Origin of the sequence: Pseudomonas sp. 43A, from assembly GCF_013363935.1 — a bacterium.
Lineage (GTDB): Bacteria > Pseudomonadota > Gammaproteobacteria > Pseudomonadales > Pseudomonadaceae > Aquipseudomonas > Aquipseudomonas crudilactis.
The window spans coordinates 4,549,851-4,575,783 of the sequence record NZ_CP054880.1 but is presented as its reverse complement, the minus strand read 5'-3'; the positions used below and the strand labels follow the sequence as shown (position 1 = coordinate 4,575,783).

At 60.1% G+C, this 25,933-nt stretch carries 22 protein-coding genes and 1 pseudogene; 6 read left to right on the top strand and 17 right to left on the bottom strand.

Translation table 11 applies throughout. From position 1 onward, the window contains the following. Positions 1-109: 109 nt before the first annotated feature. Complete coding sequence (locus HUW52_RS19980; protein ID WP_016985257.1) at positions 110-505, top strand: DUF4280 domain-containing protein; 396 nt, start codon at positions 110-112, stop codon at positions 503-505. A gap of 342 nt (positions 506-847) precedes the next feature. On the opposite strand, the gene HUW52_RS19975 is transcribed toward HUW52_RS19980, so the two are convergent. From HUW52_RS19975 to tssB, 12 genes are all read right to left on the bottom strand, one after another. Continuing rightward, positions 848-1,390 (bottom strand): toxin-antitoxin system YwqK family antitoxin, encoded by a 543-nt coding sequence (locus tag HUW52_RS19975; RefSeq protein WP_016982920.1) that lies wholly within the window; start codon positions 1,388-1,390, stop codon positions 848-850. 12 nt (positions 1,391-1,402) lie between these two features. Next, positions 1,403-3,412: a type VI secretion system tip protein VgrG gene (tssI, locus tag HUW52_RS19970; RefSeq protein ID WP_175554670.1), complete on the bottom strand. Its 2,010-nt coding sequence runs from the start codon at positions 3,410-3,412 to the stop codon at positions 1,403-1,405. A 29-nt stretch (positions 3,413-3,441) separates the two neighbouring features. After that, positions 3,442-4,410, bottom strand: coding sequence for a hypothetical protein (locus tag HUW52_RS19965; protein WP_016982922.1), 969 nt, complete (start codon positions 4,408-4,410; stop codon positions 3,442-3,444). A 20-nt stretch (positions 4,411-4,430) separates the two neighbouring features. Further along, positions 4,431-5,345: a hypothetical protein gene (locus tag HUW52_RS19960; protein WP_175554669.1), complete on the bottom strand. Its 915-nt coding sequence runs from the start codon at positions 5,343-5,345 to the stop codon at positions 4,431-4,433. Positions 5,346-5,381: 36 nt separating this feature from the next. Next, the gene (locus HUW52_RS19955) at positions 5,382-6,215 is read right to left on the bottom strand and encodes a hypothetical protein (RefSeq protein WP_175554668.1); all 834 of its coding nucleotides are present in this window, start codon (positions 6,213-6,215) and stop codon (positions 5,382-5,384) included. A 34-nt stretch (positions 6,216-6,249) separates the two neighbouring features. Then, on the bottom strand, positions 6,250-8,790 hold the full coding sequence (gene tssH, locus HUW52_RS19950) for a type VI secretion system ATPase TssH (RefSeq protein ID WP_175554667.1): 2,541 nt from the start codon (positions 8,788-8,790) through the stop codon (positions 6,250-6,252). A gap of 1 nt (position 8,791) precedes the next feature. Then, positions 8,792-9,817 carry a type VI secretion system baseplate subunit TssG gene (tssG, locus tag HUW52_RS19945; protein WP_016982927.1) on the bottom strand — a complete coding sequence of 342 codons (1,026 nt, stop codon included), beginning with the start codon at positions 9,815-9,817 and terminating at the stop codon, positions 8,792-8,794. Continuing rightward, positions 9,781-11,574, bottom strand: coding sequence for a type VI secretion system baseplate subunit TssF (tssF, locus tag HUW52_RS19940; RefSeq protein WP_175554666.1), 1,794 nt, complete (start codon positions 11,572-11,574; stop codon positions 9,781-9,783). The genes tssG and tssF overlap by 37 nt, the downstream gene beginning before the upstream one ends. Next, positions 11,558-12,001, bottom strand: coding sequence for a type VI secretion system baseplate subunit TssE (tssE, locus tag HUW52_RS19935; RefSeq protein WP_175554665.1), 444 nt, complete (start codon positions 11,999-12,001; stop codon positions 11,558-11,560). The genes tssF and tssE overlap by 17 nt, the downstream gene beginning before the upstream one ends. Positions 12,002-12,016: 15 nt before the next feature. Further along, positions 12,017-12,514 carry an Hcp family type VI secretion system effector gene (locus tag HUW52_RS19930; RefSeq protein WP_016982930.1) on the bottom strand — a complete coding sequence of 166 codons (498 nt, stop codon included), beginning with the start codon at positions 12,512-12,514 and terminating at the stop codon, positions 12,017-12,019. 74 nt (positions 12,515-12,588) lie between these two features. Beyond that, entirely contained in the window at positions 12,589-14,070 is a 1,482-nt protein-coding gene (tssC, locus tag HUW52_RS19925) for a type VI secretion system contractile sheath large subunit (RefSeq protein WP_016982931.1), read from the bottom strand. A 30-nt stretch (positions 14,071-14,100) separates the two neighbouring features. Further along, positions 14,101-14,643: a type VI secretion system contractile sheath small subunit gene (gene tssB, locus HUW52_RS19920; RefSeq protein WP_016982932.1), complete on the bottom strand. Its 543-nt coding sequence runs from the start codon at positions 14,641-14,643 to the stop codon at positions 14,101-14,103. A gap of 227 nt (positions 14,644-14,870) precedes the next feature. Here tssB and HUW52_RS19915 point away from each other — a divergent pair, with 227 nt between their 5' ends. From HUW52_RS19915 to tssA, 5 genes and pseudogenes are all read left to right on the top strand, one after another. Further along, entirely contained in the window at positions 14,871-15,317 is a 447-nt protein-coding gene (locus HUW52_RS19915) for a hypothetical protein (protein WP_016982933.1), read from the top strand. Positions 15,318-15,362: 45 nt separating this feature from the next. Then, positions 15,363-16,694: a type VI secretion system baseplate subunit TssK gene (gene tssK / locus HUW52_RS19910; protein WP_175554664.1), complete on the top strand. Its 1,332-nt coding sequence runs from the start codon at positions 15,363-15,365 to the stop codon at positions 16,692-16,694. Positions 16,695-16,712: 18 nt separating this feature from the next. Continuing rightward, positions 16,713-17,477 (top strand): DotU/TssL family secretion system protein, encoded by a 765-nt coding sequence (locus HUW52_RS19905; RefSeq protein ID WP_016982935.1) that lies wholly within the window; start codon positions 16,713-16,715, stop codon positions 17,475-17,477. Beyond that, a pseudogene (locus HUW52_RS19900) lies at positions 17,474-21,294 on the top strand (type VI secretion system protein). The gene HUW52_RS19905 and the pseudogene HUW52_RS19900 overlap by 4 nt, the downstream one beginning before the upstream one ends. Then, on the top strand, positions 21,291-22,373 hold the full coding sequence (gene tssA, locus HUW52_RS19895) for a type VI secretion system protein TssA (protein ID WP_175554663.1): 1,083 nt from the start codon (positions 21,291-21,293) through the stop codon (positions 22,371-22,373). The pseudogene HUW52_RS19900 and the gene tssA overlap by 4 nt, the downstream one beginning before the upstream one ends. On the opposite strand, the gene HUW52_RS19890 is transcribed toward tssA, so the two are convergent. The 5 genes from HUW52_RS19890 to HUW52_RS19870 all read right to left on the bottom strand — a co-directional run bounded on the left by HUW52_RS19890 (position 22,370) and on the right by HUW52_RS19870 (position 25,908). Further along, entirely contained in the window at positions 22,370-23,338 is a 969-nt protein-coding gene (locus tag HUW52_RS19890; protein ID WP_016982938.1) for a 2-hydroxyacid dehydrogenase, read from the bottom strand. The two genes, tssA and HUW52_RS19890, sit on opposite strands and share 4 nt — an antisense overlap. 170 nt (positions 23,339-23,508) lie before the next feature. Further along, the gene (locus HUW52_RS19885; protein ID WP_175554662.1) at positions 23,509-23,937 is read right to left on the bottom strand and encodes a hypothetical protein; all 429 of its coding nucleotides are present in this window, start codon (positions 23,935-23,937) and stop codon (positions 23,509-23,511) included. 15 nt (positions 23,938-23,952) lie between these two features. Next, positions 23,953-24,435: a DUF4822 domain-containing protein gene (locus HUW52_RS19880; RefSeq protein ID WP_175554661.1), complete on the bottom strand. Its 483-nt coding sequence runs from the start codon at positions 24,433-24,435 to the stop codon at positions 23,953-23,955. Positions 24,436-24,781: 346 nt separating this feature from the next. Continuing rightward, a complete protein-coding gene (locus HUW52_RS19875; protein ID WP_016982941.1) occupies positions 24,782-25,306 on the bottom strand; it encodes a cysteine hydrolase family protein in 525 nt (174 codons plus the stop codon). Between the two features lie 218 nt (positions 25,307-25,524). After that, complete coding sequence (locus tag HUW52_RS19870) at positions 25,525-25,908, bottom strand: tautomerase family protein (RefSeq protein WP_175554660.1); 384 nt, start codon at positions 25,906-25,908, stop codon at positions 25,525-25,527. Between the last annotated feature and the right edge of the window lie 25 nt (positions 25,909-25,933).

Here is a 25,933-nt window from a genome sequence, read left to right as displayed (position 1 = left end):
GGTCTTATAGGTTAGCGTGTTGCCGGATAATCACCTTTGGGAATGTGCGCGACGGGCTGCGGCAGACTAAGGTTTAGCGGGTATGCCATGGTCGATAAGGAGCGTTGAAATGGGCTGTCCGCAAGTCTGTGCCACGGCCACGCTGCAATGCAGCTTCGGCGCTGCGCCGTCGATGCTCAATGTGTTGCCAGTGAACCGCACGCTGACCGGCGGGATGCCGGCGGCGAACATCATGGACCACATCCCGCTGGTGAATATCCTGCCGTTTGGCGTGTGCATGAGCCTGGCCAACCCGATGGTGGCCGCTGCGACGGCGGCCGCGTTGGGGGTGTTGACGCCGATGCCGTGTATACCGGCGACGGCCACACCGTGGATTCCCGGCGGGGCGCCGACGTTGTTGCTGGGCGGGATGCCGGCGATCGATGCCAACTCGACGTTGATGTGCAACTGGGCGGGGGTGATCAAGATTGTAGTGCCGGGACAGATGCAGATGCTGATTCCGTGAGCCGCTGAACCGCTGAACCCTCACCCCAGCCCTCTCCCTGAGGGAGAGGGAGCCGACCGAGGTGTCTGCCGAGATACATCGACCTGAACGACCGAGTCGATTACGGATTCACAGCAGGTCTTTCACGTCGGCGTGACTCGCCAATCTCCCCCCATCAGTTCCCTCCCACTCGGGGAGGGATGGGGGGCCGACCGAGGTGTCTGCCGAGATACATCGACCTGAACGACCGAGTCGATTATGGATTCACAGCAGGTCTTTCACGTCGGCGTAACTCGCCAATATCCCGCGATCAGTTCCCTCTCCCTCTGGGAGAGGGCTAGGGTGAGGGGCTCTTCAAGGTTCTCAGGCCTGTTGCGGATCCGCCCACTGCCGATACCACCAACGCACCCGCGAAATCGGCTTGCCATCCGCGCCCAGTGGCCGTCCATCTTCGGCAAAGCCTTGCTCCGGCTCCAGCAACTGTCCGTTCACATAGCGCGCTTCCAGCGCCGGTTTGCCATTGGGATGAAAACGCTGATAACGCCCCTCCCGCACGCCATCGCGATAAAACTCGGCCTCCGCCACTTGCCCATCCGGGAAGTAATTGAACGCTTCGCCATGCAGTAACCCGCGCCGATAGGTTGCCTTGCGCTGTAGAAATCCCTCCGGCGCGTAAAAACTGGCGACGCCCTGCAGCTTGTCACGCACAAACGGCATCTGCGCCGAGACCTTGCCGTTGGGGTGATAGAGCAGCGACGTGCCCTGCAATTCGCCCTGGCTGTAACTCAGGTCCGCCTGCTTGCGCCCGTCATCCTTGATGTTCAACGGCCCATCAAGCTGACCGTCCTGCAAACGACCCTTGAGCTGCTTGTCATCCTGTTGCAGATCCAGCGGTGTGATCGCCATGGCTTTTCCCTGTCAGTTGACCTGCACCAGCCCGCCCTTGATGGTCAGCATGCCGCCGCCATCGACTGTCTGCGAGGCGGCGCCCTTGTTGGTCAGGCTGATCCCGGCATCGTTGGTCAATGTGGTGCCGGCCTTGTTGTCCAGAGAAGTGCCGGCCTGATTGGTCAGCGCGGTGCCGGCTTTGTGCGTGATCGAGGTGCTGGCCGAGGTCGCCAGATCGGCGCCGCTCTTGATCGTGAAACTGCCGCCACTTTGCAGGGTGAGGGTGCCGCTGACCTTGATTGTCAGGTTGCCGTCCACCGTCAGGCTGTAATTGCCGGTGACCTTGTCGGTGTAGTTGCCGCCGGTGCTGTGGTTCTGGTCGGCGCCGACCGTCACCGTGCGGCTGTCTTTGACATCGAGGCTGTCGCTGCCGGTCTGAATGGTTACGCTACGTTTGCCTTTTTCCAGGGTCACAGTCTCGTCGCCGTCCTTGACCGTGCGGGTGCGGGCGTTCTGCACCGTGAGGGTTTCATCGTGACCGACGGTGGCCGTGGTGTCGTTGAGCACGTTGATATTCAGATCCTTCTGCGCCTGCAAAAACACTTCTTCGGCGTCTTTCTTGTCTTCGAAGCGCAACTCGTTGAAGCCACCGCCACCCTTGGACGACTGGGTCTTGATCCCCGATTGCGTCTGATTGGCCGGCAGCGCATAGGGCAGGGCGTTGTCACCGTTGTAGACGCAACCGGTCACCAGCGGCCGATCCGGATCGCCATCGATAAACGTGACGATGACTTCCTGGCCGATGCGCGGAATGAACTGCATGCCAAATCCCTTGCCGCTCCAGGGCAACACCACGCGCACCCAGCAGGAACTGGTTTCATCGTTCTTGCCGTCGCGATCCCACGGGAATTGCAACTTGATCCGGCCGTACTCGTCTGTCCAGATTTCCTCGCCGGACTTGCCCACTACGATCGCGGTCTGCGGGTGCATGCGCGGTTTTGGCGTGACCCGTTGCGGGCGATACGGCGTGGCCTTCGGGATCGCTTCGAAGCGGTTGCGATAGCTTTCATGGCTGACGTCATGGGTGACCCGCGTCACCACCCAATCGATGTTCATGCTCGGGTCATCGTGCCCGTCGAGGGTGAACCAGTGCCCCGGAATCAGCCAACGGCAGTCGCTTTCGCCGACATAACGTTTCTCCTCGCTGCGCAAGCCGTCAACCCGTTGCTTGGTCAACGCATCGCCGCGCGCCTTGGCGTTGTAGCCGCCCGGGTGCTCGTAGATCGAACGCGGCCCGGCGACCGCTTCGGCCTGGCCGTAAAGTGAAGTGGTCGGAGTGGTGAACTCGTAATCCGTCGCCCGATACACTCCGGCCACTGCTTGCAGGCACACTTGCCCGGAGCGAATGCCGTGCAACTCCCGCTCGCCCAACTGCTGGCCCAGATACTTGACCTTCGGCCCGTTGGGGATCTGCACAAACGCGTCATTGCTGTCGCCGAGCACCAGCGTGTGCTTGCCGTCATCGTGGGTAAAGAACCAGAAGATGCCTTCTTCCTCCAGCAGTCGCGAGACGAAGGCGAAATCCGTTTCGCTGTACTGCACGCAATATTCGCGGGGTGTGTAGCTGCCGGTCAGCGAAAGTCTGAAATCACTGAAGCCGTGGGCCTTGAAGATCGTGGTGGCGATGTCTGAAGTTGCGAGGTTCTGGAACACGCGGTTGTTGCTGGCGAGGGTCAGCCACCATAACCACGGGCGTAAAACGAGTTGATAACGCTCGGCGGTGGCGTCGGCGGGCAGTTGGCGAATTTCCGCGACCATTGCGTCGAGCGCGCGCAACTGCTCATCGTTGTGCAGAGCGGTGGTGACGTGGGTGGCAACGGCGCTGGTGAGGGTGAGCGAGGCGCCGTCGTTTAGACCGTTGAGGATTTGCGAACCGAGCCCATTGAGGGCTTCTTCACCGGACAGCGACTCAGGATAAAGCGCCGACAATGCGGCGGCGGTCAGGGAGAGCGTTGTATTGCTGTCGGTGGCACGTGGCATTGATTAACCCCAACGATCGGTGAGCGTGATTACTGTTCTTCTTCCGGTGCTGGCAGAACCCACGGCGCGTCAGCCGCGGGAAGATCGGCGAAGTTGTTATTCTTCACGCCATTGAACAGCGCGACGACATACTCGCCATATTCTTCAACGTGGTCTTTTTCGATTTTTGGTCGGTCACCGTCGCCCGATGCACTGGTGCGGGTGTCCGTAGCAGGCAGTTCAATATCTACATCGAATTGCGCCTTGATCCACTTCACATAGATGGCAATCCATCTTGCACAGGACTCGCATGCACGTTTTATCCCGCCAATCGTGGCAGTCTGGTGAGCATTCAGCGGGGACGCGCCGATTTTGGTCTGGGTGAGCAGACGCAAAAGCTTCAACTCTGCATGCGACGGCAAGCTGTCGTTGAGCAAGTTGATGGCATTGGTATTGGTGTTGTAGTTTTTGGTCATCAAGCTCTTGCTGCCGGCAGGTTTGGTCAAGCCGGTGGCAACCCCCGCGTCGGTGAGTTTTCTCACCGCCCACAGTATGCGTTGCGCCTGGGTGTCGACCGGGATTGTCGGATTCTTCTTGATCATGTTGCGAATGAGCGTCAACTCTTCAGCGCTCAGATCTGTCACTGCCGTACTTGCCGCCGCGTAAGTACAGGCGGTTTTTTCCGGGCCGCTGTAATCGGCCGTAAAGGCACGCCCCAGCGAGGGGGTCTTCGTCGTGTGCTCCATTTTCAGCAGCGCGTGGCAGAACCGCATACATTGCAGGAAGGTGTCGAGGTTGGTCACGCCAAATGCCTGGAAGAACTTGTCGACTCTGGCGTGTTCCCCATAGTTGCAGGCGATGAACAGGCGTTCATCGATCTTCATGCACTGAACTTCTTCGACTTTGGTCCCGACGGCCTTGTCACTCAGTTCGCTGTCCCAGTTTTTCTGTCGAGTCGCCGAGTTGATGATGGTGGAAAAGAGCACCAGATCTTTGGCGTTGTAGCTGGAAATAGGCATGATCTTCCTTGTATCCGGAGTTAGCCAAGTGCTGCGTTCAGGTAAAACATGACGGGGAAATGGTCGCTGCGAATCGGGTGACCCAGACAATACGGGGCGATTTCCAGGATGTTGCCCCACGAATCACTGTTCTGCTGCAGGCTCGCATCACATTCCGCACGCCAGTGCTGTGCATGCATGACGTAGGCATAGTCGAGCAACAACAGCACGGGTTGTAGATCACAGGCTTCGATGCCCTGGTCGAACATGTACTGCGGCAAGTACGACTTGGCCGTGAGGTGGGTGTCTTTGCCGTAGCCTTGAAGGATGCTCAGTTCATGGGCAGCCTGCGCGAGGGTGACATTTTTAATGCTCAAGTGGGTGTAACCCGGATTGGACGGCACCAAGCGGTTCATGCCTTTTATTTCGGCGTAGGCCTGCGTCGGGATGAGGTTCAAGTCACCACCAAAAAACAGCAGATTCTTGATGCCGAGCATGGCTTTGTTGTCCTGGATGAAGCCGATCGTGTCGACAATATTGCCCGGTGCCATGAACGAGGCGTTGGCGTGATAGAACGCGAACCCGAAGGTTGATTCGATGTGGCGAATGATCAACGGCGCGCGTTGTTCCGTATGAGACAGAATGTAATTGTCGGTGACGTTATCGAATTCAGTACTGATGTCGTTTCGCAACAGCACCATCGAGCCGAGCGTGGTGTGTTTTTTCTTGCCACCTTCCTGCGTCAACGTGGCGATCGCCGTGTAGCTGCCGGTCAGGTCGGCAATCAGGCTTTCATTGATGTTTCCGGTTTTTCCTGCTTCGAACAGGGCGATGATGTGAGGCTTTTTTTGCGCGATATAGAAATCCAGAAACTTCTTTTTGTCGGTATAGGCCTGTGAGTGGTTGCTCTTCTGATTGTCGAAATGTTGAGCATTCCAGATCATGATCGAATACATACAAGCCTCCCTGCGTTTGCGCTACATTCAGCCAACCTAGATGCACCGACGCCACCGGTACCACGTCGCGCCATTGTCAAGAACAGTCGCCCTCACGGGCGTGCGTCCGGTCATCTGCTCCTGGTAGCTCCAGTGCTTCTTATTGAAGAAAGTGATCTTGACGCTGAACAGAAGCTGGTCTGCACCGGTCAGGATCGTGAGCAGTTTTTTGGCGCGATCCTTGACCCAGGCTTTACTGTAGTTTTGGTTCTGCTGGGCATTCATCTCATTGATAAAAAGAATCATGGAGGCATATAACTCGGCGGTTTTTATGAAGTGTTTCGAGAACTTTATTTCTCTCAAATGGCTGAAGTCGTCTACGTTGGCATCGCCTGGATCATCACTGCGATGCTGGGGGAGCGGGCCTTCGAGAATATTCCACGATGACCATGAAATAGCTTCAAAGAGATCGGACTGTTCCTCGCCGTCGAGTTCATCGGCGGGAGCAAGAAGACCATTGGCGATTTGCGCAACCACCGCTTTCCATTGCGAATAGGTCTGGGTTTCCAGCTGCAAGGTAGGCATCAAGGTGGTCTTGATCACTTTCAGTTTTCTCTTGATCTCCGGGAATCGCCCACCTTTGGCTCGCTGGCTGAAAAGATCCACGCACATGTCCAGCAGATCGTCATCGGCAATGACATACAGCCAGTTCCAGAAATCTCTCAAACTGTTGAAGGGTATCTGGTGATGCCAGGTCAAAGGGAATGAGCGCTGCGTCGTTTCCGGCACCAGATCAATTTTCCGTGAATAGTGCATTGTCAGGTCCGAGTGAACCCATTCCCGGTGGCCGTTGCTCGGAAAGCGGGCGGTGATGATCGGTGAACTAGCCATGTCCTGTTTTTCCCCTATTCGTCTGTCTTTGACGTCACTCTAAAACCCATTCCGCCAGCTTCCCGGTCACTTGGGTCATCAATACATTCTCGACATCCCGCGCACCGGCCGCGCTGCACTTGGCGAGCACCGCTTTGACAATTCCCGAATCGAACTCGAACTGCTTTCCGGTGGCCGCCTTATAGCGACCACGTAACTTCTCAAGTTTGGCGAGCACAATCCCTTCCAGCGTCGCCTCATCCAGCGGCCGATACGCAACCACGGTCATCCGTGCCAGAAACGCCGGGCGGAAGGCTTGCAACAAGACTTTATGCAGGGCTTCGTTGAAGGTATCCGAGCCGAGTTGCGCAACGGGCGTATCGAGCAACAACTCAGCGCCGACATTGCTGGTGGCCAACATCACGGTGTTCTTGAAGTCCACCACCAACCCGGTGCCGTCCTCCATCAAGCCTTTGTCGAAGACGTTGTAAAACGCTTCGAGTACATCCGGGTGGGCCTTTTCGATCTCATCCAGCAACACCACGGAATATGGTTTGCGCCGCACCGCTTCAGTCAGCACGCCGCCGCTGCCATAACCGACATATCCGGGCGGGGCACCTTTGAGTTGGCTGACGGTGTGGGCTTCCTGATATTCGGAGAGGTTGATGCTGATCAGGTTGCGTTCGCCGCCATACAACGCATCGGCCAGCGCATACGCGGTTTCGGTTTTGCCAACACCCGTAGGGCCGACCAGCAGGAACACGCCGACCGGTTTTTGCGGATCGGTGAGGCCGGCGCGATAAGCCTGCAGACGTTGGGCGATGGTGTTGAGCGCGGCGCTCTGGCCCATCACTCGTTGGCCCATGCGTGTGCCGAGGGTGCGCACGGCATGGGCTTCGTCGGCGAGCATCTTGCCGACGGGGATGCCGGTCCAGCCGGCAATCACGGCGGCGACGGTTTTCGCGTCGACCTGTTCGGGCACCAACGGATCGTCCTGGCGGATCGCATCCAGCCCGGCCTCAAGGCGCAACAACTCGGCAGCCAGATGATCGATGCGACTGTCGGTGGCTTCATCGGGTTTGTCGCTGTCGGCGCGTTCGCTCAAGTCGAGCAATTCGCGGCGTGTTTCGAGCAGTTCGCGCACGGCAACGCGCTCCTCGCCCCAGCGGGTTTCCAGTTCGCGGATGGCCTGTACATTGGTTTTCGATTCATCTTCCAGCAGGGTGATGCGCTCACGGTGATCGAGGCCGGTGGCCTGTTCGCGGCGCAGGCGTTCGACTTCATCCTTGAGGCTGTTCTGTCGGTGGCGCAGGCTTTCCAGAGGTGGCGGGGTATCGTGCTGGCCGAGGGCGACCCGGGCGCACGCGGTATCGAGCACGCTGATGGCTTTATCCGGCAACTGGCGACCAGAGATGTAGCGGTGCGAGAGCTTCACCGCTTCATGGATTGCCGCGTCGAGCACTTGCACGCCGTGGTGCTGTTCGAGTTTGGCGGCGACGCCACGGAGCATTTCCACGGCAGTGGTTTCGTCCGGTTCCTCAACCTGAACAAGTTGAAAGCGGCGGGCGAGGGCCGGGTCTTTCTCGAAGTATTTCTTGTATTCCATCCAGGTGGTCGCGGCGAGGGTGCGCAACTCACCACGGGCCAGAGCCGGTTTCAGCAGATTGGCCGCATCGCTGCCACCCTCGGCACCACCCGCGCCGATCAACGTATGCGCTTCGTCGATAAACAGGATGATCGGTTTGTCGGCGCTGCGTACCGCATCGATCACGCCTTTCAAACGCTGTTCGAATTCACCTTTGACCCCCGCGCCGGCCTGCAACAGACCCAGATCCAGAACGCGCAAACTGACTTTCTGCAACGATGGCGGCACGTCCCCGGCGGCAATGCGCAGGGCCAGGCCTTCGACCACGGCGGTTTTGCCAACACCCGGCGCGCCGACCAGAATTGGATTGTTCTGTCGACGCCGCAGCAGAATGTCGATGCATTGGCGAATCTCGCCGTCGCGGCCAACGATCGGATCAATGCGCCCGGCATGGGCGTCGGCGGTAAGGTCCTGGGTGTATTGATCGAGCACTGAGTCCTGGCGTGGTGCCGGGTTTGCAGAAGACACCGCGCGCGGGCCGACATGCTCGCGAGAGTTTTCCGTCCATTCCAACAGGTTCGCGCGCAATGCTTCTTTGGGGATCCGCAGCAACGAGGAGGCACTGTTGAGCAGCAAACTGCGGCGCTCATCGCGATCAACCAGCGCCAACAACAGCAACCCGGAACGAATGCTGTCGAGCCCCAGCACACTGGCCTGCACCACCGCGTCTTCGAGCAAACCCAGGGTGTGTGACGACAGTGCTGGCGTGCGCGTGCTGCCAGCCTTGAACAGATCCAGTGCCTTGTTGATTTCGGCTGTCAGCGCATCACGTTCGAGGCCGAAGCGCGGCAACAGAAAAGCCAGATCGCCACCCTCGATGTCGAGCAGTTCCAGCAACAGATGCTCGATTTCGACAAAGTGATGGCCGCGCTGCAAGCACCGTTGCGCGGCGCGTTCAAGGGCGCGGCGGTTGTCCGGGTTGAGGCGTCCGATCAGGCTGGCCAGTTCCATTTCAGGTGATCTCCAGCTGGCGAAGACGGGTTTCGATACGCTGTACAGCGAGGCTGGCCTGACGCTGCAGACCGCCGTTCCAGGTGACCTGCGCCGGCGTCTGACGATTGAGTTTCAGCGGTCCGGCTCCGCGTATCAGCAGCACCAGCGTCACGTCCAGATCCGGGCCGAAATACAGCGCGGCGAGGCTGGCCAGCGCCGGATGCGCTTCGCCGTCCGGCAGGAATCGCCCGGCTTGCGTCGAGGGCAACGGTCCGAGCGTCAGACGAATACCTGCATGTTCATCCCAGACCCGCGTGCCGGCGACGGCGTTGCGCCCCAGTTGCAGATTGCGCCCTCCCGGTTTGATGACGCTGCGGCTCGCCGACGGAATCTCGCGCCACGCACCTTCGTAAGCGCTCAACTCGACCGGCACGGCAAACTGTTCGCGCACAATCGCGGCGAACCCGGCCAATGAGCGGCGGCCATCGGCAAACAACGCGGTGCAGGCCAGCACCGCACAATCGGGAACCGCTTGGCGTTCCTGCAAAGACTTTGGCAACAGTCCGGTCAGCGCGCGCAGTTGCGCCTGTACCGGAGACGCGCCGGGGGTGACAAAACCGATGGCGATGCGGTGCTTGCGCATGACCTTGTAAAGCAAACTGAGCAGGCGATGCTGGAACAGATCGAGAAACTCGGCAGGCGCATGATCCTTGGCTCGCGCCCGTTGTTGCAGCCATTCCTGCCAAGCATAGGGCAGGGGGCCGTCGGGCCCGCCAAGGCCGAAGATCGGCGTGTCGAGGGTCAGCGATTCACCCGGCACCTCGCGCAGGCTTTCGATCTGGCTGGCGGCGAACATCGGCGTCAGAGGCCCGCGCAGTTTCAATGCTTCCGCTTGCGGCGACGTGCCGCTGCCGAGTGATTGCGCCTGCGGCTGCTCGCGCTCGAGCAACAACAACGCCTGCAGCCACTCGAACGCCTGCGGATCACGGCGCAGGCGCTGGCTCAGGGTCAGAGGGACAGGGGCATGCCGGCTTGGGGTTGCCATGCCTTGACCTCCTTGTCTTCCTGCATCAACACCGTGCGCACAAAGCGATTGGCCGTGGCGTACACCGAAAAGAACTGCGCGAGCACCGCCGAAAACAGCACCGCGCTGCTGCCGACAAAATGCTGTGGATCAAGTTGCAACTGCACTTCAAGACCATTGCGCCAACCGCGCCACGCATCGCCGCCGACATGGCCGATCACCCGTTCGCAACTGAGGCTCAGCAGGCCTTCGATCTGCCGTACCGCACTGGTTTCATCGCGCAGGTTGTGCAGGTGCAGGATCTCTTTAAGAGCATCGAGCGCCTGCGGACCTTCGACCAGTGACAGATGGTTGAGAGTCAGTTGCGACACCAGCCGCCAGCGTGAATCGCCGTCCAGGCGCGGCAGACTTTGCGGGCTCGGCGGGTTGCGCAGGCGAGCCCATGCCACTGGGCCAGGGCGTTCGAAACCCAGCGGTGTCCCGGCGGGCAGGCTTTGGGCCAAGTGCCGGTTGGTGCACAGCAACTCGGCCGTCAGGCTGTAGTCGGGCAGATCGGTTTGCGGTTCGAAGCGGGTGTCGACCACGCTCACCAACAGGTCACTGCCGAGCCGGTTCGCGGTCATGCCGCTGACCCGGCGTGCATGCCAGTAGCGTTGTTGATCGCCGCCGCTGTGCTGACTACCGTAATAGGCTGGCAGCCTTTGTACGCCGGAGCTGGAGCTGGCACGCATGCCTCGGATGCTGTGAATTTCGACGCTGTTTTCGCGGTGGCTGTCGGCGATAAGACGGTACTCGCTGCGGGTGCCGTCCGGTCGCAGCGGCTCGGAGGTGCGCGGGAACAGGTTGATCACCGGCGCGCAGCCCAGAGCGATATCGCTGGCCTGCAAGTGCAGGCGGCAGCCCGGCGCCCGGTCGAACACGATGTACAGATAAAGCGTCTGACAGTCACTGGCGACACCGCTCAGCGGCAGATCGAAAAAATGAAATTTGTCCGGGAAGGCGAAGTACTCGGCCAGCAAACGCATGCCCGGATGAACACCGTCTTCATCCGGCAACATGACTTCGTCATCACTGAAACCGACGGTTTTCGGCAGGCCTTTGAGTACGATCGGCACGCTGCCCGGCGACCCGGCCAGCACTTGCACCGCATGGGCGCCGAGCAAGTCATACAGGGCGGCATTCACCACTGGCGACGCGGCCAAATGGATGCGCAATTGCTCGATGCCAAGTTCCGCCCATTGGCTTTCGCCAAGGCAGCGCAAGCTCAGGCGCAGTGCCGAGCGTGATTGCGCGACACCGGTCAGCACTTGCGCTTCATCGCCGCCAAGCAACAGCACTTCGCTGACTTCGATCGGCCACAGACACACAGCGGACGAAGTGCGAAAGTGAATGCTTTCACCTTTGCCGGTGGTCACGAACAGGGGGGTGTCGCGGGGCAGGGGATAGCCCTCGTCAAGGTTGCCTTTGCCTGGATCAGGTTCGAACTGAACGATGGCGCAGGACGGCAACGGGCGCATGGCCAACGGGTAAAGCTGTTCAAGCAACGCATCGCTGAACTCGGCGTAATCGTCATCGAGCCGTCGTTGCAGGCGTGCGGCCAGCAGGGCAAAACCTTCGAGCAACCGCTCGACATGTGGATCGGGGCATTCGCCGGGGGACAACTGCAGGCGCCGGGCGACTTTCGGATAACGTTCGGCAAACTGGCCGCCGGCATGCCGCAGCCAAGTCAACTCTCGCTGGTAGTAATCGAGCAGTTGCGGGTCAATCGAGTCGCTCATAGCGCACCTCCAGCCCTTGCCCGCCGGGCTCGATGACAAATGCCACCGGCCAGTGTTGCTCGCCGCTGCGCAACTCGCCGATCAAGCGAATGCTCATTCGTTGCGGTTGTTCGGGCACAGGATTGACCTGAACTTCGCCGAGAATCAGGCGCGGTTCGAAATGAGTAATGGCTTCGCGGATGTCCCGTGCCAGCCGCCGACGGTCATCGCTGCGTTGCTGTTGCAGTGCACTCCAGTCGGCGATGCCGTAATCGATCACGCTGGGCGGCTGGGTCAGCGTGCGCGGGCCACGGCGGGTGTTGAACAGGCGCCCGAGCTCGGCGTGCACCGAGTCGAGCAAATCCTGCCGATCGAACGCCCGCGTGCTGTCGGCCTCGCTGGAGGCGAGGCGTTCGAGCAGCGGAGGTAGGATGCCGGTGCCAGCCATGGCCGGGGCGTCCGGTTAGCTGACAAGCTTGTTGGCGGCCATGTCCCAGGTCGACGCGGCGGTGCCTTCTTTGGTGCCATCGTCTTTTTGTGCGGTGAGTTCCCATTTGATCTTGGTGAAGTTCAGCGACAGGGTTTCCACCGGTTTGCCGCCGGTGCCGCCGCTGACGCTGACGTTGGAAATCACCACGTTGGTCAGGGTGTAGACGATGAAAGGCATCAACTGTCCGCTGCCCTCGGCGGCGTTGCGACCGATAGTGATGATGGCTTCGGGGATCGGTTTGCCGGCGCAGCAGTATTCGTTGAGTGACGGCGTCGAGCTGTCGATGAACTTGGTCAAGGTGAATTCGCCGACATGGGGTTTACCGGAGGTTCGCTCCGAGTTGCTGACATCGTTGGTCACTTGCATCGCCACATTGTGGCTGTAGGACATGACTTCGATCTTGTCCGCAAAACCTTCGAGCAGGCTGTCACCTTTGATATCGCCGCCGAGGTCGAGAATGATTGCATCCATCGCTTGAAACTCCTGAAAGGTGTCGCGCTAGATAGAGAAAGCCCCCACCGCAGCTGCGGCGAGGGCAAAGCAGGTCAGGCAGCAACCGGTGGCGGCAAAGTCGCCACCAGGCGGATCGACGCGGTGAGCTCTTCGAGCTGGAAGTGCGGCCGCAGGAACACCGTCGCGCGATAGGCGCCGGGCTTGCCGGCGACTTCGGTGACGTCCACGCGCGCTTCACGCAACGGGTACTGCGCCTTGATTTCCTGTGACGCGTTGTCGTTGATCAGCACGTAGTCGGCGATCCAGTTGTTGAGGTAGCTCTGCACGTTGTCGCGGGTCATGAAGCTGCCGACCTTGTCGCGCATGATCACCTTCAGGTAATGGGCGAAACGCGAGGCTGCGAGCACGTACGGCAACATCGCCGAGATCCGCGCGTTGGCGTTGGCCTCATTGGTGTTGTAGACCTTGGATTTGTTGGTGGTCTGGCCGCCGAAAAACACCGCGACGTCACTGTTTTTCTTGTGGCACAGGGCGATGAAGCCGAGGTCGTTGAGTTCCTTCTCGCGGCGGTCGGTGATCGCCACTTCGGTCGGGCATTTCAGCGACAGGTCGCCGGAGCTGGTGCGGAAGGTATGCGCCGGCAGGCCTTCCACCGCGCCGCCGCCTTCAGCGCCGCGAATCGCCGCGCACCAGCCGTACTTGGCGAAGGCTTCGGTGATGCGTTGCGACAGCGCCCACGCGGCATTGCCCCACAGGTATTTGCTGTGGTCGGTGCCGTTGACGTCTTCGACGTAGTTGATGCCTTCCACCGGCGAGGTGTCGGGGCCGTAGGGCAGACGCAGGAGGAAATGCGGCAGTACCAGCGAGACGTAGCGCGAATCTTCGCTCTCGCGGAACGAGCGCCACTTGATCAGCTCCTGGCTCTCGAACACCTTCGACAGATCACGCGGCACCGCCAGTTCGGTGAAGCTGTTCATGTCGAACAGACGAGGGCTGGCGGCGGCAATGAACGGCGCGTGAGCCGCGGCGGCGACGTTCGACAGTTTCTCCAGCAGGCCGATGTCTTGCGGGTGACGGCCGAAGGTGTAATCACCGACCAACAGGCTGAACGGATGGCCACCGAAGGTGCCGTATTCCTCTTCATAAATTTTCTTGAACAGTGCGCTCTGGTCGAATTCGACGGCTTTCTCCAGGTCGTTCTGCAACTCTTTCTGCGTCACGTTGAGCAGGCGCAGTTTCAGCCGGGTGCTGGTTTCGGTGTTCTGCACCAGCATGTGCAGACCGCGCCACGAGGCTTCGAGTTTTTGCAGGTCGGGGTGGTGCAGAACCTCGTTGAGCTGGGCGCTGATCAGCTCGTCGATCTGGCTGATGCGGTCGTTGATCATCGCCACGGTGTCCTTGTCGATGGCCATGCCTTCGTCGAGGACCTGGGTGGCGAACTCCGCGAGCATGTCGCGGGCGTAATCCTGCTGACTGTCATCGTGGGCCATGCGGCCGTCGAGAATGATCTGGTCGAGCAGGGAAAGTGTCTCGGTCGTACTGTCGCTGGCTTGTTTCTGAGCTGAAGCGGGCATGGCGAATTCTCCCCTCGATTAAGTGAACGATCAGGCTTGCGGTTCGGCCGGGGCCTCGGCGTCAGCGGCCGGGGTAGCGGTGTCCGGGCGGGCCGATTTGATTTCCTGCAGGCCTTCGGTGTTGGCGATGACGTCGCGCAACAGCTTGTCCAGATCATCGTTGCCATCGAGTTTGGTCAGCAGATCGCGCAGGCGCTGGCGGGCTTCGAACAGGCGTCGCAGCGGGGTGACTTGCTCCACCACTTTGACCGGATCGAAGTCGTCGATGTGTTTGAAGTTGAGTTCGATATTGAGCTTGCTGTCGTCGCCGCTCAGGGTGTTGTTGACCTGCAGCGTGGCACGCGGGCTGATCGAGGCGAGCACTTCGTTGAAGTTGTCACGGTCGATTTCGGTAAACCGCCGGTCAGTCAGTTTTGCCAATGGTTCGAGCGGCTTGCCCGAGAGGTCAGCGAGGATCCCGACCACCAGTGGCAATTCTTTTTTCTCGATGGCATTGCCGATTTCGACGTCGTAAGTGATTTGCACTCGGGGCGGGCGCACCCGGTCGAGCTTGTGCTGAGTACTTTCTGCCATGACGGCGGACTCCGATGCGATGAGCGGGCGCAATGCATCGGGGAGGCCCGTTCATCGCTTTCCCTTGCTGGACCGTAGGTTAGAAAGGGAGGCAGATGACCTGTCGTTCCTTTGACAAACCTTCTTGATTCGGCTGTAGGAACCGAACTACCCAAGACGCTAGAACAGGTCTATAAAAAAGCAAGCAAAAACATTTTTGGACAGGCTTGTGAAAAGGAAAATTCATTTTGCGTAGACGACTTTTTCTAACACTGCTGTTTGCGTCCCTGGCCGGTTGTTCTCTTTTCGGGCCGAAGGTGGACCTCGACAGCCTGACCCTCGACGTCGCGCCAAAAGCCAACGACGACACGCCGATTGCCGTGGATTTCATCGCGGTCGCCGACCCCGACCTGCTCAAGCAATTGTCGGGCATCAGTGCCAGCCAGTGGTTCGCCGGGCGCGAACAGTATCAGCGCGACTATCGTCAGTTGATGAGCGTGTGGGGACTGGAGTTGGTGCCGGGGCAATTCATCGACCGCCAACCCTTCCCATTGGGGGGCAAGAAGGCCGCTGGACTTTTGGTCTTCGCCAGCTATAACACACCCGGAGCGCACCGATTACGCCTCGATGATCAACGCGAGGCATGGCTGAAATTCGACAGTCGCGAGATGAATCTGGTCAGCCGGGAAAATTGAAAACACCGCTCGCCGCCGGCTTGCGGCAGGGTCGAAAGGAGTCGTATGAGTCTGCTACCTGACGCGGTTTGCTGGCATGAAGGCATGCAATTGTTGCCGCAGCATTTTCAGTTGCAGGGGCTGCGGGCCGAAGCGCTCGGTGCGCACCTGGCGCAGGCGTGCAACCCGTGGTTCTGGGGCGTCAGCCACATGGAGTTCGATCCTTCGGCGCTGAGTGCCGGGGTGGTGCGGGTGGTGTCGCTGCAAGGGACGATGCCCGACGGCTTGCCCGTGGATTTGCAGGCCGGGATCGGGCCGACGCTGGAACTGGATGTCAGCGCGGCGATCGATGCCGCCGACGATGCCACCGTCACGGTATTTCTGGCAATCAGCCCGATGTGGCGCGCCGGGCAATTGCTGCCGCTCAAGGGGCGGATGCAATCGGTAGTGGGTGAGGCGTTGCCGGATCTCACCAGCGGTGAATTTCCCGAATCTATTACCGTGTGGCGACCCAATCCGCGTTTGTGCACGCAACTGAACAAAGCCGATTCAATCTGCCTGCCGTTGCTGAAAATTCGCAAGGAGGGTGGTGGGTTTCTGCCGTTGTCTTACACCCCGCCGACGCCAACCCTGTTGCCGGAATCGGCGCTCGGCCGACGCATCGCCGGGCTCTGCGCGCGGGCGCGGGAGAAATGCCTGTTTCTCGGCGGCCGCTTGCGTCAGGCGCAGCAGGCCGGCAATCAGGACGACGCGCTGGAAATTCGCCGTCAGTTGACCGCGTTATGGGCGCGCCTGCCGGAAGTCGAAGGCACGCTGAACAGTCGCATCGCCCATCCGCAAACGCTTCACGTACAACTGCTCGGGCTGGCCGGCGCGTGGTCGGCGCTCGATCCGCTGGCCGGCGTGCCGGCTTTTGCGCCGCTGGATTTTGTCGAATTGCAGCGCGGTTACGACGCGGTGCTGCAATGGCTGGAAACCACCCTGGAAATGATTCGGGCCGGTTATCGCAGCTTGCCGTTCGAACGCAGTGAGCAGAGCTTTTCGATTCAGTTGCCGGACGAGCAGCCGAGTCAGCGTCTGGTCATCGGTCTGCGCATGCCTAACGGTGCCAGTGAGCAAGCCGCGATCGACTGGTTGCGTGGCGCGATCATCGCCTCGGCGCCGCACATTGCGCTGCTCAGCCGTCAGCGCATGAGCGGGTTATCCCATCAGGCCATGAGCCGCAGCGAACAGGTTGCCTACAGCGTCGGCGAAGACACGCGCCTGTTTGTGATCACCGCCCAGGGCGCGTGGTTCGACGCGCAACTGCCGCTGATAATTGCTGCACCGGCGGCGAAGCTGACCAGCAGTCCATGGCAAGTGGTGCTGTTTATCGCCCAGAACAATGAAAGTGCCTGATCACACAAGGAACGCCGTATGTCGCAGGGAAGTGCCGCAAGCCTTGGGTTGCAGGACGCACCGTTGAGCAGCGCGTTCCGTCAGACCTGGCAGCAATGGCAACAGGATTGGCTGCAATTGCCCAAGGACAGCGAGGACGAAGCGGCGCTGGTCGAGACCGTTGTCGAACTCTCGACTCAGGCTTCGCAGCGATTGTGGCGCACGGCCTATTCGCGGGTCGGCGATTCGGCGACCGAACAGGTCAAAGCATTGGTATATGCATTTGTCGCGCTGGTCGACGAAACCCTGCTGTTCACGCCATGGCCCGGCCAAGCCGCGTGGCAGGAAAAACCCTTGGAGTCGCGGCTGTATTCCAGCCGTCAGGCGGGCGAACAAGTACCCGCAGCGATTCAAACCTTGCTCGAAGAACAGCAGCCGACCACTCGCGATCTGGCCAACGTGTACCTGCAGTGTCTGATCCTCGGTTTCCATGGCCGTCTGCGCGGTGAACACAGTCAGGCGCAATTGGAGAAATGGCGGTTGGCGCTGTACAACCTGGCCTGGCAAGACGAAGCCAGTTACGCCGATGTCAGTCAGCGCCTGGTGCAGCCCTCACAAACACCGGCGCTGCAACTGCCGGTGCGCACGGCGCTGCCGGATGGCTTTCGTCTGGCACTGGGTATTCTGGCGATGGTGCTGTTGTTGACCGCGCTGGGGCATTGGTTGTGGCGGGACATCGGCCAGGAGTTGGCGCCGGCACTGCAAAGCGGCGATAGGGTGAGTGCGCCGGAGCAAGCCTCATGAGCCCGCTGACGATCGTTGCGTGGTGCATCGCGCTGCTGTTGTTGCTGGTGATCATCGTGGTGGCGGTGTGGTGGTTGCGCACCCAGAGTGGCGCAGCGATCCGCAGTTTCTATGCCTCCGTGCGCCATATGGAACGCGACCAGGGCAATCTCGACCGCTATCAGATGCCATGGTTGCTGATGCTCGGCGACGAAGTCCAAGGCACGCAACTGGTCACAGAATGGCGCCTGCAACCGACCGATAAACCGGCGTGGTTCGGTCGCTGGTGGTCGGACCCCGAAGGGGCTGTGCTGGTGGTGCCGCAAGCATTGTTTCTGCCGGACGACGGCATGCACTTGCAACGCGGCAGCTGGTGGCGGCTGCTCGGCCTGATCCTGCGGCTGCGCAGTAAACGGCCGCTGGACGCAGTGGTCTGGACGGTGCCAGTCAGTCGGCTAAGTAATCTTGAGCAAGCAACTCAGTTGGGTCTGGCCGCGCGTCGGCGCTTTATCGACCTGCTGCAACGCTTCGGGCTCAGTGTCCCGGTGTATGTGATTGTCACCGGGCTTGAGGAATTGCCGGGGGTTCAGGATCTGATCAGCGCCTTGCCGCAAGAGGCCCGCGAAGCCACTTTGGGCTGGTCGTCACCCTATGCGCGCGAGCCGTCTGGCAAGGCCAGTGGAGCGATCAGGCGCTGGATCGTCTGCACCGCGCGGTGGCCGAAGCGGTGATTGAAATTGGCACGTTGTCCGGTCAGTTGAGTGCGGATCTGTATGCCTTGCCGGATCGTCTGGAAACCTTGCGGCGCGGTTTGCAGAACGTGTTGGAGCCGGTGTTTCAGGGCAATGCGCAAGGTGAGGCACCGTGTTTCCGTGGTGTGTATTTCACCGCCAATGTGGCCGGGGAGGATGCGCAGGACGGGTTTTCCGTGGATGACAGCGGCTTGCAGCGCAGCGCTTTTGCCCGACAGCTGTGGCGCCAGCGACTGGTCGGTGAGCGTGGTCTGGCGCACGGCGTACCGCGCCTGTTGCGTCTGCGCCAGCGTTGGCAGCGGCTGACTGCCGGGATCGCGCTGGTCGTCGGGGTGGTCTGGGCGGTGGCGATGCTGTGGGTCTGGCATGCGTCGGTCAAGGATGCTCACGAACTGGCGCGGCAGATGCAGGGCGCGCAAAAGGGCTACGTGGCGATCAGCGATGAAGCGCAGCGGGTCGACTCGACCCGGCGCAACGTGCAGACCTTCTGGCGCGTACTGGAACGCGCGCCGCACTGGAGCTTTGTCTCGCTGGTATTCCCGACGTCGTGGTTTTCCTCGCTCGACAACCAGCTCGAGCAGGAAGTCTTGCAATCCACCCAGCGTCATATGGTGGTGCCGCTGCATGACCTGCTGAACGCGGAGCTTACGCAGATCAAGGCGATCCGCAGCACCGACCGGCGCAGCAGTGTCGAAAGCGACGACCCGGCGCAGTGGCAGAACTATCTGAAGGCGACCGATCTGGTGGATCGGGCACTGCGATTGGAGCAGCAGAATCAGCTGTTCAATCAGCTGCAAAACAATCAGCGCGCGCCACTGGACGACCTGGTGCAACTGAGCAACACCGCGCTGTCGCTGAACCTCAACACCGGCACCTTGCCCTACGCGAACTTCTACAATCGGTTGCTGGTGGCCGGCGAAGACGGCAGCTTGCAGGCACTCGACCTGAGCGTCGACCGGCCGCTGATCGTCAGCAATTTTTCCGGATTGATGCAGCGCTGGCTGGATCAATATTTCCTCGCCGACAACTTTGTCAGCAAGGCCGGTTACCTCAAATTGCACCTCGATCAACTGGAGGCCGGCAGTGGCAACAGCCTGGGCGAGCTCGAAGAGCTGACCGCGCTGGTCGACGATCTGCAAGCGGCGATTGCCCTGACCAATGCAACGTGGAGCCGTGGCAAAGGCCAGGAATTGGTGCCCGGTTATGGTGACTTTCTCGCCAAAGTGGGCAAGAGCACATTGTTGGGCGCGCAAGTCCAACAAGACCTCGACACGCAAGCGTCACGCTTGCAGCAGAGTTTCCGCGATCAATGGATCGCCCAGGTCGGCTCCCGGGACAATTTGCTGGTACAGCAAGTCAGCGGGCAATTGGCGTTGCAAGAGCAAGTGGTGAAACTCGATAACGCGATACAGGCGCTGTTCAAGCGTGACTTCGTTTCGGTCGCCCTGCGTGCCAGCGAAGACAACGTCAATATGCAAGGCCAGACCGTGGACGGTGATGACCTCAATGAATCGCTGAAATATTTCGCCGACTACAACAGCTACATCGCCGAAGAACTGCCACGCATTCCACCGGACTATCGCGTTGCGGTGCTCAAAGCCGCCGAGCGTGCCGCCGCCCAGGCGATGTGGTTGAGCCTCAAGGATCACAACGATCAGGCGCATCCTTACGCTGTGTTCAATGTGCAGGCCGAGCAAGCCATGGCCCTGCAAAAGGCTTTCGTCGAGGTGCATCGCGCGGATCTATCCACCCGCCTGCAAGCGGCGCTCAATCGCCGCGCCATGGCGCAGCTTATTGGTGGTCTGGATGAAATCACCGCGCAACCACTGTTCGGCGGACGGGCCGAGATCAGCCAGTGGGACGGCTCGAAAAACCTCGGTCTGGAACTGTTCGGCGCCAGCGACGTGCAGGATCTGAAACTGAGCCTCAAGCAGCAGTTCAACACCATGCTCGGCATCACTGAGCGGCGCACGTCTTCGTTGCAGTGGCTGACAACACAGCAAGCCAATCTGTCGGCACTGGATTACGAACGCGTGACGCAGTTCAGTGCGCTCAACGACGAACTGCGCAAATATAAAGAGGCCAACCCGGCCAGTTCGCCGGCACAGATCGAGCAACTGGTCAGCCGCGATTTCGTCGAGATGGACGTCAATTCCTGCCTGCAAATGTTGCAGACCGCCAACGTCGCCGGCGGACGCGGCACGTTGGCGATGCGCGCGATGGAGTTACAGCAGGAGGCCATGCAGCGTTGCCAGTTGCTGCAAGTGCAACAGGCCGCTGCGGCGTGGAATGAGTTGGCCAACTACTTCAATCAATATCTGGCGGATCGCTTTCCGTTCGCCAACGGCGTGCAGATGCAGGATGCCGATCCGGCGCGGGTCGAATATTTTCTGCAACTGATCGACAAAAAACTGCCTGTTGCGCAGGCCGGCCTTGCCACCAACCAGACCCCGGAACGCCTGGCCGCGGCGGATTTTCTCAACCGCTTGAAGCAGGCCGGCACTTGGCTGACGCCGCTGTTCGTGCGTGACAAGAGTGGCATCCTTGGTGTCGAGCTGGACGTGCGCTGGCGCACCGATCGCGATGATGAGCTGGGCGCCGATCAGGTGATTGCCTGGGGCTTGCTCGCCGGCAATCAGCAAATCAACTATCCGGCAGCCGAGCAACCGAACCTGCGCTGGATGGTCGGCCAGCCTATCCGCCTGACCCTGCGCTGGGCGCGAAACGGCAAGGAGCGGCCGGTCAATGATCCACTGCAACCGAATCTGGTGGTGCGTGATCTGGAGGCCGGTTGGGAGTACGGCGGGCCATGGTCATTGCTGCGCCTGCTGCGCGCGCATTTCTCGGTGCAGCGTCAGCCAAACGTGGATTACACCGATTTCCCGCTGACGTTGCGTTTACCCGTGACCGGGGCGCCGGACAGCGTCACCAGCGACTTCACGCGGATGTTCGTGCGCCTGTCGCTGATGAGCCAGGGCTCGAAACTGCCGCTGTCGATCGCGCCGTTGCCAACTCGCGCGCCGCGTTCGCCGTTTCAGGTGACCGGCAGCACCGCCGCCCTTGAATCGCAGAAGGAAGACTTGTGAGCCTGCCATCGACGACGTTGCCGGACTTGATTGACCAACTGCTCACACCGCTCAGCGCGGATATGCCGTGCGGCGTCGATCTGCGCTATGAACGTGAGTTCGACCAGTTGCGCGACCTGCGTCGCGAAGACGACGCCAGCCTGCCGACCGGGGTGTGGCAATCGACACTGAAGCGGGCGAACTGGCCGGACGTCGAAAAACTCACGACGACGTTATTGCTGGAACGCAGCAAGGACCTGATGCTCAGCGCCTGGCTCGGCGAGGCGTGGCTGCACTTGCAAGCGCTGGACGGCTTGCCCGGCAGTCTGGCGCTGGTCGCCGGGTTGTGTGAGCGCTTTCCCGAGCACCTGCACCCGCAGGCCGAGGACGGCGACCAGTCATGGCGGATGATTCCGCTGGAATGGCTGGTGCGCCGGTACAGTGAAATATTGCTCACGCGGGTGCCGTTGTTCGGTAGCCGCAACAACGATTTCGAGGCTTACACCCTGGAAGTCTGGCGGCGCTTGCAGGTGCAGCAAGTGCAGACCAACGACAGCAAGAACGCCAAGACCTCGGCGGAAACCGCGCGCAATGAACAGAAGAAACTCAACGAACAAATCCGCGCCACGCCGCTGGCGTTCTGGCTGCGCACTCAGGGCAATCTGCTCCTGAGCCTGCAACACTTGCAACGGCTCAACACCTGGAGTGATGCCTATCTGGGGGATCAGGCGCCGGGATTGCGCCCCTTGCAGGACACCATCCAGGCGCTGCTGAAACTGGTTCAGGAGTTTATCGCCATGCACCCACAACAACCGGCACCGCCACCGCCGCTGGTCGAAACACCCGACGCCGTTGCGCAGCCAGAAGAACCCGCACCGGTAGCCTTGGCCTTTCGTGAGCCGGCCAATCGTGAAGAGGCGTATCGCCAACTACTGCTGATCGCCGAATACCTCGCCCGTACCGAACCCCACAGCCCGGTGCCGTATCTGATCCGGCGCGGGGTCGAGTGGGGCAACAAGCCGCTGAGCGAATTGCTCGGTGAGTTGATCAGCGCCGACGCTGAATCGCGGCGTTTGTGGACGTTGCTTGGCGTGCTTTAGTGCACGCGCTGGTTGTTGAGTTTTGGTGGCAGTGCAATGGGCGTCAGCACCGGCTCGCCGGAGAAGAACGCGACGAGGTTTTTGCCCACCAACTCCACCGTGCCTTGCGTCGCTTCCGGTGACAGGCCGGCGACGTGTGGTGTCAGCAGCACGTTGCTCAGGGTTTTCAGCGCATCCGGCACTTGCGGCTCGTGATCGAATACATCGAGTGCGGCACCGGCAATTCTGCGTTGTTCGAGGGCAGTGATCAGATCCGCCGTAGCGATGACACTGGCGCGGGCAATGTTGACGATGAAGCCTTTCGGGCCGAGCGCATCGAGTACCGCACGGGTGACCAGATGCTGTGTGCCGATGCCGCCGGGCGTGGCGACGATCAGAAAGTCCGATGCTCGCGCCAGTTCGGTCGGCGTCGAGCAGAACGCGTACGGCACATCGTTGCGCACCTGACGGCTGTGATAGCTGATCTGCATGTCGAAGCCGAGATTCGCGCGTTTGGCGATCGCCATGCCCACTGCGCCGAGTCCAAGAATCCCCAAGCGTTTGTCGGCCAGCGACGGGCGCATGATCTTCGGCCACTCTCCACGGCGTACGGCAGCGTCGCAACGCGGGATGTCACGGACCAGCGCCAGCAGCATCGCCATCGCATGGTCGGCCACCGACGAGGCATTGACCCCGGCGCCGTTGGTGACAGTGATGCCGCGGTTGCTCGCGGCTTGCAGGTCGACATGCTCGTAACCGGCACCGATCACGGTGATGATTTTCAGCGCGGGCAGGGCGGCGATTTCATCGGCGGTCAGGCCCAACGGGCCACGGGTCAGCACCGCGTCGATGCGCGAGCCATGGGTGGCGATGGCTTGCGCACGTTCGGCGGGTGTGGGAGCGAGAATCAGGTGGAAGCCCTGATGTTCGAGGATCGGCAAATAGTCATTGATGGTTTCAACCAGTACCAGAACGGTTGCGGGCATTGCGCGGCTCCTGTGAACGTCGGCGGATTGGTCGCGAAAGTCGTTTCAGAGTGCTGAATCCGCAGCGACTTGGCAATCGTTGTCATTGGCGCAGTGGTGCTTTGATTCTGGACGGCTTCGGACAAGAAGCAAGGCTGCCAGCACACCGGTGATCCGGTGTGCTGTCGGTATCATTGGGCCGCTTGGGCTTTGGCTTGCTCAGCCATCGCGAGCGGCTTGATATCGTAGGTCGGATAGAACTCGGTGCGGTAACTGCCCCATGCGGTGTTTTCCAGCGCAAGGTTCACTTCCGCCAGACGCGAGACAGGAAAGCGCACGGTTACGACCTGGCCGATCCCCATCATGATGTTCCAGCTCACCACTTCGACTCCGGCCGGGGGGAACGCTTTATGGAAACCCTGTTGCGCAAGCTGAGCCTTGAGTTCACTCAACGGACGGGTTTGATCATGTTTCAGAAACACGGTCAGCATCATCGCGTTGTCGGCGGTGGCGACAGCATTTTTTGCGGGTTGGGTGGCGGCTTGTGCGCTGACCCCGGCGCAATAGACCGAAGAGACAAGTAACGTCGACATCAGCAGGGTTTTAAGTGGCTTTTGCATATCGAACTCCTGGTCTTATTGTTTGATGGCGGACTTGGTTTCTACCGTCCCGGTGTAGGGCGCGTGAACGACATGAATGCGAACGAGAGGATTGTTTTCGACCATGTCGCGAGGGACTTCCCGAGAATAAGTGAACTCTTGATTGTTCAATGTTTCCAGACGTCTGACCCATGTTTTGGTGGGGCCGATATCCGGCACAAGAATGTGCTGTTGCTGATCGCCGGTGACAAAGAAATAACCGCCACCACCGTTGTTGTACTTTGATTCGCCGGTATCGGCGTAAAAGAACTCGTATCGATTACGCTCGGGATCCCACGTCGATATACCAACGACGCCGGGGTACTTCGCTTTGACGTCGGTTTCCGGGGCGCCGTCGATGTAGACCTTGGTGGTCAGCCATCGCGGCGAAGAAGCCAGCTCGCGGACATCGGCATTGGCGCTGGCGAGCGGGGCTAGCAGTGCGGCCAACAACAGGCCGGTCATCATGTACTTTTGCATGCTGTGTCCTCTTGACCACACTTCAATTATTATTCTTCGAATTCGGGGCGATAAAAATATAGACCTGCCATGGAATATTGTTCAATGGCTGGGTAGTTGCTTGTAACAAATGGCTGGTATTCGGTTTTAAGTAATATTTTGTTGTGAGTTTTTTTGGCTGTTTAGGCTGTAGGAGTATTCTGAAAAGTTGAGGTCCGATTTGCTTGTTTGTTGGCGTTGTCTGTAGTTAAAGTCGCTGGCACCCTTGATTAGTTACACGATGCTGTAGGACGGAGGATACCGTGACAAATGTCCGGTTGACGCAACCGCAGCAAGGCAAGTTGCGTCAACTTCGGAGTGGATTTCCTTAGAACGTCACTTCAGCGCTGTCAATTAATCGTGCAAAGGCGGCACCGAGCGTAGCGTTGTGATGTTTGATGATCGCTTCGGCCGATAGCTCGGCAGTGTCCATGCAAGTGTGGGCATCGGCGACCAGCAAAGGTTTGAAGCCCAGATCGGCAGCGCTGCGACAGGTGCTGTCGATGCAGAACTGACTTTTCATGCCGACCACATAAAGGTCGTCTACCTGCGCGGCTTCGAGTTTCAGCGCGAGGTCAGTGCCATGGAAAGCATCCGGGCGGGATTTGTCGAAGAGGGTGTCGACGTCAGCGTCCAGCTCGAGCGCTGGCAGTAGTTGCCAGAAAGGACTGCCAGCGGCAATCGGTGAGCCGTCCGGGCCGGTGTGGCGGACGGCGAAGATCGGCACTTGATTCGCGCGGGCCGCAGCGATCAGACGCTGGATGTTGGCCAGAATCCGTTCGCCCTGGTAGGGGTTTTCCGGTCCGTGGAACAGACCGACCTGCATATCGATGATCAACAGTGCTGCGGGCATGGTGTTTCTCCTTGGGTGCTGCAGATGCCGCACGGACGGGAGAAACTACAAGGCCCCGTCCATTGCTGGCGGGGCCTTGGGTTTGCTGCGCTGGGTTTACCTCAGGCAGAAACACCACGATCCGCCGGTGGCGGTCGTGGTGGTACGGGTGAGTTGCAGCGCGCGAATGTTCATGGGCCGATCATGCTGGCCCCGGTATCGGGCTGTCAACGAGCGGATCAAGTGACGTACTGCGCGATGCCATTGCCGAATGACCAGTTCTCTTTCTTGACCTCGACCAGATTGATGAACACATCCTCCAGGAGCACCGCCAACTGTGTGTGCAGGCTTTCGGCGATGGTTTTGAACAGCAACTGCTTTTTCTCCACCGTGCGTCCTTCGCTGATGGTGATCTGAATGAAGACCACGCCATCGCTGCGCTGGATCCCCAGATACTGCGGGTCGTAGACGAAGTGCTGACTGTCGTGCTCGGTGAGGATCTGGAAGTTGTCGTGCTCGGGCACATCGATACAACTGCGCAGGGCTGAATAGATCTGCTCGCCGATGCGTTTGGCGAAATCGGGGTCGGGGTTTTGTTTGATGTCGACGCGAACCAGTGGCATGGGAAGGCTCCGCAGGGCAGGGGAC

Coding starts and splice junctions, on each gene's coding strand:
- HUW52_RS19980 (WP_016985257.1), top strand. CDS start 110: ATGGGCTGTCCGCAAGTCTGTGCCACGGCCACGCTGCAATGCAGCTTC.
- HUW52_RS19975 (WP_016982920.1), bottom strand. CDS start 1,390: ATGGCGATCACACCGCTGGATCTGCAACAGGATGACAAGCAGCTCAAG.
- tssI (WP_175554670.1), bottom strand. CDS start 3,412: ATGCCACGTGCCACCGACAGCAATACAACGCTCTCCCTGACCGCCGCC.
- HUW52_RS19965 (WP_016982922.1), bottom strand. CDS start 4,410: ATGCCTATTTCCAGCTACAACGCCAAAGATCTGGTGCTCTTTTCCACC.
- HUW52_RS19960 (WP_175554669.1), bottom strand. CDS start 5,345: ATGTATTCGATCATGATCTGGAATGCTCAACATTTCGACAATCAGAAG.
- HUW52_RS19955 (WP_175554668.1), bottom strand. CDS start 6,215: ATGGCTAGTTCACCGATCATCACCGCCCGCTTTCCGAGCAACGGCCAC.
- tssH (WP_175554667.1), bottom strand. CDS start 8,790: ATGGAACTGGCCAGCCTGATCGGACGCCTCAACCCGGACAACCGCCGC.
- tssG (WP_016982927.1), bottom strand. CDS start 9,817: ATGGCAACCCCAAGCCGGCATGCCCCTGTCCCTCTGACCCTGAGCCAG.
- tssF (WP_175554666.1), bottom strand. CDS start 11,574: ATGAGCGACTCGATTGACCCGCAACTGCTCGATTACTACCAGCGAGAG.
- tssE (WP_175554665.1), bottom strand. CDS start 12,001: ATGGCTGGCACCGGCATCCTACCTCCGCTGCTCGAACGCCTCGCCTCC.
- HUW52_RS19930 (WP_016982930.1), bottom strand. CDS start 12,514: ATGGATGCAATCATTCTCGACCTCGGCGGCGATATCAAAGGTGACAGC.
- tssC (WP_016982931.1), bottom strand. CDS start 14,070: ATGCCCGCTTCAGCTCAGAAACAAGCCAGCGACAGTACGACCGAGACA.
- tssB (WP_016982932.1), bottom strand. CDS start 14,643: ATGGCAGAAAGTACTCAGCACAAGCTCGACCGGGTGCGCCCGCCCCGA.
- tssK (WP_175554664.1), top strand. CDS start 15,363: ATGAGTCTGCTACCTGACGCGGTTTGCTGGCATGAAGGCATGCAATTG.
- HUW52_RS19905 (WP_016982935.1), top strand. CDS start 16,713: ATGTCGCAGGGAAGTGCCGCAAGCCTTGGGTTGCAGGACGCACCGTTG.
- HUW52_RS19890 (WP_016982938.1), bottom strand. CDS start 23,338: ATGCCCGCAACCGTTCTGGTACTGGTTGAAACCATCAATGACTATTTG.
- HUW52_RS19885 (WP_175554662.1), bottom strand. CDS start 23,937: ATGCAAAAGCCACTTAAAACCCTGCTGATGTCGACGTTACTTGTCTCT.
- HUW52_RS19880 (WP_175554661.1), bottom strand. CDS start 24,435: ATGCAAAAGTACATGATGACCGGCCTGTTGTTGGCCGCACTGCTAGCC.
- HUW52_RS19875 (WP_016982941.1), bottom strand. CDS start 25,306: ATGCCCGCAGCACTGTTGATCATCGATATGCAGGTCGGTCTGTTCCAC.
- HUW52_RS19870 (WP_175554660.1), bottom strand. CDS start 25,908: ATGCCACTGGTTCGCGTCGACATCAAACAAAACCCCGACCCCGATTTC.